Genomic DNA, 4,745 nt, shown 5'->3' on the forward strand with positions numbered 1-4,745 from the left:
CCTCGTCGGCCCGCCGCACCACCGAGATCCGGGCCGGGAAAGGTGGTGTGCGTCCCGGCGCCGGGGCAGGCTGTCCGGCGTGGACGAGCAGACCGAGCAGCGGCTGGTGCAGGTGGCGACCGACGAGATGCGGGTGCCCTTCTGGGTGGTGCTCGCCGGGGTCGGCGTGGGGTCCTTCTGGACGTTGATGGGCGTCCTCGTCGGCACCAGGCTGAGCCGCCGCCGCTGACGCCTCCGCCGGCCGCTCAGTAGGCGGAGATCTCCACCAGGTTGGCGTCCGGGTCACGCACGTACACGCTGCGCATCTCCCCCAGTGCCCCCTGCTTGGTCACCGGGCCGACCTCGACGGGCACACCGTGCGCGGCGAGCTCGTCGCGCACCTGGTCCAGCGGGTCCTCGGTGACCAGGCAGAAGTCGGCCGTGCCGGTGGCGGCGTGTGCGGCGCGGGGCTCGAACTCCGCGCCGCGCACGTGCAGGTTGATCTTCTGCCGGCCGAACCGCAGCGCCGTCCGCCCCTCCCCGAAGGTCTCCGCGGTCATCCCGAGGACCTGCGTGTAGAAGGCGAGGGTCCGGTCGAGATCGGCCACGGTCAGCACCAGGTGGTCGATCCGGTCGATGCGCATGCGCTGGTCCTACCCCTCCCGACGACGGCGGGCACCGGCCGGGTCGCTCAGTCCCACCGGCCGCGCAGGCGCTTGGTCTCCCCGCGCTGCTTCTTCGCCGTGATCCGCCGCTCCTTGGAGCCCCGGGTCGGCTTGGTCTTCCGCCGGGCGGCGGGTGGGGGTGCGATCGCCCCGCGGAGCAGCGCGGCCAGCCTCGCCCGGGCGGCCTCCCGGTTGCGCAGCTGCTGGCGGTGCTCGCTGGCGGCGATGGTGAGCACGCCGTCGACCAGCCGGTCACCGAGCCGCTCGACCAGCCGCTGGCGCTGGGTCTCGGTGAGCCCGGGCAGCTGCAACGGCGACACCGCGAGCTCCACCCGGGAATCGGCCGTGTTGACCCCCTGGCCACCCGGCCCCGAGGACCGGGAGAACCGCCACGACAGCGCCCCGGCCGGGACGACGAGACGGTCGCTCACCGGCAGGTCGCCGAACGCGTCGTCCCCGGGCACGTCGCACAGTGTCCCCGACGCCGGCCCGGAGGACGACCGACATCCGGCCCGGGCTGTGGGAGCCTGCCCGCCATGACCGCCCCCGAGGAGAGCTGGTCCGGGATCCGCTCCGCCGTCCGACTGATCGCCGCCGCCCTGCTGTTGAGCGTCCTGGCGATGCTGGTCGGCAGTGCGGACTGGCCCGCGCCGCGGCGGACCAGCTCCGGCTGGCAGGTCGCCGACGTCCCCGCGCCGCTGCTGACCCTGCTGCTGGTGACGGCGGTGCTGGGCCTGGCCGTCGCGGTGGTGCTCGCCCGACCACACCGGTTGGGGGCCGCCGTCACGGCGACCTGGTGGGCGGTGGCCGCCGCGGCCGGGTTCGCGCTCATCTGGAACGACCTGTACCTGACCGCGCTGGGCGACGGCCCGATCATCCCGGTGTTCGCCTGGGCGTTCACCTTCGTGCCGACACTGCTCGTCGGGCTGGTCGCCCGGCGAGGCGGCCGGGCGGTGCACCTGCGGGCGACCCTGGGCCTCGCCGTCCTGCTGCTGCCGTTGTCCGCGCTGGGCTGGCCGCTGGCGTCGGACTCCCGTGCCCTGATCTCCTTCTTCGGCGGCATCTACACGGTCGCGCTCTTCGGCGTGCTGCCCCTGGTCCTCGCGGTCGTCCTCACCCGGGCGCCGCGCGCACAGGTGACCCCGGTCGGGTGAACCCGCCGCCGCAGGAGCGTCGGGCGGACGCCGGCGGTCGCCCGGAGCGGTGAACGCGGACGGTTCACCTCGCCGAGTCCGTGACTGCGTGTGACGCTCGGTGGGTGACTCAGGACGCCTCCCCCCGGCTGCACCTGGTGACCGGCAACTCCGTCGAGCCCCTCACCGACGGCGCCCGGCCGGCCGAGGTCGAGACCGACAACGCGGTGATGGCCGACCTGCTGCGCCGCGCCGAGGCCCTCGACGCCCGGGTCGCCGCGGAGACCGCGCCCCGCTCGCTGCACCCGGCCGCTCTGGTCGCGGTCGGGGCGGTGCTGACCGTCGTCCTCGCCCTGCTGGGTCGCCAGCCGTGGCAGTTGCCCACCCGCGACGGCGGCGCGGTCGCCGACGTCCCGCAGTCGCTGGTGACCTTCCTGCTGCTCAGCGCGGCCCTGTGCGTCTGGGCCGCCGGCCGGCTGACCCGCCCGGCGGCGACCCTGCGCTCGGCCACCGCGGCCCGGACCTGGTGGGCGCTGCTCGGCGGGGCGGCCGTGGTCTCGCTGGCCGCCACCGTGTCGCTGGCCTCGTTCGCCGGCTACGAGGGGCCGGGTGACCTCCTGGCGCGCTGTGCGGTGGTCGCCGTGCCGGCCGTGCTGGCCGGGTTCATCGCCCGGCACGACGGGCGCACGGCCCGCATCCGGCTGGCCCTGGGCACCGGGTTGGTCACCGTGCCGCTGTGCGGCCTGGGCTGGGCGCTGCTGTCCTCCTCCGCCCGGTCGACGGCCGGCCTCACCGACGTCCTGACCATGACCGGCATGGCCGCCGCCATCCCCCTGACCCTGGCCGTCACCTTCGTGGCGGCCGACCGGCGCCGCCGCACCGCGGGCTGACCGGAGGACCATCGCGGGGTGACCACCCTCGCCGAGGCACTCCGCACCGGGACCGTCGTGGCCGACGGCGGCCTCTCCACCGAGCTCGAGTCCCGCGGGCACGACGTCACCTCGTCGCTGTGGTCGGCCCGCCTGCTGCGCGACGACCCGGCGGCCGTCACGGACGCACACGCCGCCTTCGCGCGCGCCGGCGCCCAGGTCGCCACCACCGCCAGCTACCAGGCGTCCTTCCCCGGCTTCGCCGCCGCGGGCATCGACGGGTCGCAGGCCCGCATGCTGATGGTCCGCTCGGTGCAACTGGCCCGCGACGGCCTGGCCCTGGCCGGCCGGGACGGCTGGGTGGCCGCCTCGATCGGGCCCTACGGCGCCTTCCTGGCCGACGGGTCGGAGTACACCGGCGACTACGCCGACCACGTCTCCGTGGCCGAGATGCGCGCGTTCCACCGGCCGCGGCTGGCCGTGCTCGCCGAGGCCGGCGCCGACGTGCTCGCCTGCGAGACGCTGCCCGCCGCCGCGGAGGTGGAGGCGCTGCTGGCCGAGCTGGCCGAGCTCGGTGTGCCCGCCTGGCTGTCGCTGACCTCGACGACCGGCCCGGACGGGGTGGCGCGCACCCGGCGCGGTGAGCGGCTGGACGAGGTCTGCGCGATGGCGCGGGACGTCGACGCGGTCATCGCCGTCGGGGTCAACTGCACCGACCCGGCCGGGGTGCCTGCCGCGGTGGCCGCCGCCGGGGCCAGCGGGAAGCCGGGAGTGGCCTACCCGAACAGCGGCGAGGCGTGGGACGCGACCGCCCGCCGGTGGACCGGCCGGCCGGGCGTCGGCGACGCGTCCGGGTGGCTGGCCGCCGGCGCCCGGCTGGTCGGTGGGTGCTGCCGGGTGCGACCGGACGACGTCCGCGCCCTCGCCGACGCCGTCCGGTGACACGGCCCCGCTGCAGCCCCGACCGCGAGCCTGCGGGTGGGGCTGCAGTGGGAGCCTTCAGCGGGCCGGGACGGCGTCCTCCCCGCGGGCGCCACCTGGCCGGCAGCGCACCAGCCGGCGCACGGTCAGCCAGCTGCCGCGCAGCGCCCCGTGCCGTTCCAGCGCCTCGATCGCGTACGCCGAGCAGGTCGGCGTGAAGTGGCAGCACGGGCGACGCCGGGGGCTGATCTCCCGCTGGTACAGCCGGACGGCGGCGATGAGCCGGTCGGCCAGCTGCCCGCCCGGGCTCTCCGCCCGCAGCCGGCGCACCGCCGTCGGCGCCACCAGCAGCAGGTCCATCCCGCAGCCCAGGGCCTGGGCCAGGCAGCAGCCGGTGTTGAAGAACAGCAGGTTGCGCAGGCAGGAGTCGTTGCGTCGGTACCCGTACCCCGGGCCGTAGCCGCCGTACCCGGCCGGGGGGCCGTACCCCCGGCCGTACCCCGGCCCGTAGCCCCGGCCGTACCCGGGGCCGGGACGACCCCAGCCACTACGCCGCCGTCGTGGCCCTCCGCCGCCCCAGCCCCAGATGAAGACCATCGACTCAGAGGATCGGGTTGCCGCCGGTGACGGCGATCCGTGCCCCGGAGACGTAGCTCGCCTCGTCACTGGCCAGCAGCACGTAGACCGGCGCCAGCTCCGCCGGCTGCGCGGCCCGGCCGAGCGGCACCTGCTGCCCGAAGCTGGCCACCTGCTCGCCCGGCATGGTCGAGGGGATGAGAGGGGTCCACACCGGGCCGGGGGCGACGCTGTTGGCCCGGATGCCCTTCTCGCCGTACATCTGCGCGAGGCTGGCGGTGAAGTTGGCGATGCCGGCCTTGGTCATCGCATAGGGCGCCAGCGTGGGCTTGGGCATGTCGGAGTTCACCGATGAGGAGTTGATGATCGAGGCGCCCGGCTGCATGTGCGGGATGGCGTCCTTGCAGAGGGTGAACATCGCGGTCAAGTTCAGCGCGACGGTGTGGTCCCACTCCTCGTCACTGATCTCGTCGAGGGTCTGGTGGGTCATCTGGAAGGCGGCGTTGTTGACCAGGACATCGATCCCGCCCAGCTCGTCGACAGCCTTCGGGATGACTGTCTTGGCGTGCGCTCGGTCAGCCAGGTCCCCGGGCACGAGCACG

8 protein-coding genes are annotated in these 4,745 nt (G+C 75.4%); 4 read left to right on the plus strand and 4 right to left on the minus strand.

Annotation, left to right across the window (positions count from 1 at the left end):
• Nucleotides 1-79: 79 nt before the first annotated feature.
• Nucleotides 80-229: a hypothetical protein gene (locus G5C62_RS25690; RefSeq protein WP_156119192.1), complete on the plus strand. Its 150-nt coding sequence runs from the start codon at nucleotides 80-82 to the stop codon at nucleotides 227-229.
• 16 nt (nucleotides 230-245) lie between these two features.
• Here G5C62_RS25690 and G5C62_RS25695 read toward each other — a convergent pair whose 3' ends face one another.
• A complete protein-coding gene (locus G5C62_RS25695) occupies nucleotides 246-623 on the minus strand; it encodes a VOC family protein (RefSeq protein ID WP_164703234.1) in 378 nt (125 codons plus the stop codon).
• 47 nt (nucleotides 624-670) lie between these two features.
• Nucleotides 671-1,108, minus strand: a complete 438-nt coding sequence (arfB, locus tag G5C62_RS25700; RefSeq protein WP_164703235.1) for an alternative ribosome rescue aminoacyl-tRNA hydrolase ArfB — start codon at nucleotides 1,106-1,108, stop codon at nucleotides 671-673.
• Nucleotides 1,109-1,180: 72 nt separating this feature from the next.
• Here arfB and G5C62_RS25705 point away from each other — a divergent pair, with 72 nt between their 5' ends.
• The 3 genes from G5C62_RS25705 to mmuM all read left to right on the plus strand — a co-directional run bounded on the left by G5C62_RS25705 (nucleotide 1,181) and on the right by mmuM (nucleotide 3,588).
• A complete protein-coding gene (locus G5C62_RS25705; RefSeq protein ID WP_164703236.1) occupies nucleotides 1,181-1,798 on the plus strand; it encodes a hypothetical protein in 618 nt (205 codons plus the stop codon).
• A gap of 104 nt (nucleotides 1,799-1,902) precedes the next feature.
• Nucleotides 1,903-2,667, plus strand: a complete 765-nt coding sequence (locus tag G5C62_RS25710; protein WP_164703237.1) for a hypothetical protein — start codon at nucleotides 1,903-1,905, stop codon at nucleotides 2,665-2,667.
• A gap of 18 nt (nucleotides 2,668-2,685) precedes the next feature.
• Nucleotides 2,686-3,588 carry a homocysteine S-methyltransferase gene (gene mmuM, locus G5C62_RS25715; RefSeq protein ID WP_164703238.1) on the plus strand — a complete coding sequence of 301 codons (903 nt, stop codon included), beginning with the start codon at nucleotides 2,686-2,688 and terminating at the stop codon, nucleotides 3,586-3,588.
• Between the two features lie 57 nt (nucleotides 3,589-3,645).
• On the opposite strand, the gene yidD is transcribed toward mmuM, so the two are convergent.
• A complete protein-coding gene (gene yidD / locus G5C62_RS28400) occupies nucleotides 3,646-4,164 on the minus strand; it encodes a membrane protein insertion efficiency factor YidD (protein ID WP_241176141.1) in 519 nt (172 codons plus the stop codon).
• 4 nt (nucleotides 4,165-4,168) lie between these two features.
• A partial coding sequence (locus G5C62_RS25725) for an SDR family oxidoreductase (protein WP_164703239.1) occupies nucleotides 4,169-4,745 on the minus strand: 577 nt, incomplete at its 5' end.

The sequence above is a fragment of the Modestobacter sp. KNN46-3 genome (assembly GCF_011039295.1).

Excerpts from the sequence above, each read along its gene's own strand:
- G5C62_RS25695 (WP_164703234.1), bottom strand. The coding sequence starts at position 623 with ATGCGCATCGACCGGATCGACCACCTGGTGCTGACCGTGGCCGATCTC.
- G5C62_RS25705 (WP_164703236.1), top strand. The coding sequence starts at position 1,181 with ATGACCGCCCCCGAGGAGAGCTGGTCCGGGATCCGCTCCGCCGTCCGA.
- yidD (WP_241176141.1), bottom strand. The coding sequence starts at position 4,164 with ATGGTCTTCATCTGGGGCTGGGGCGGCGGAGGGCCACGACGGCGGCGT.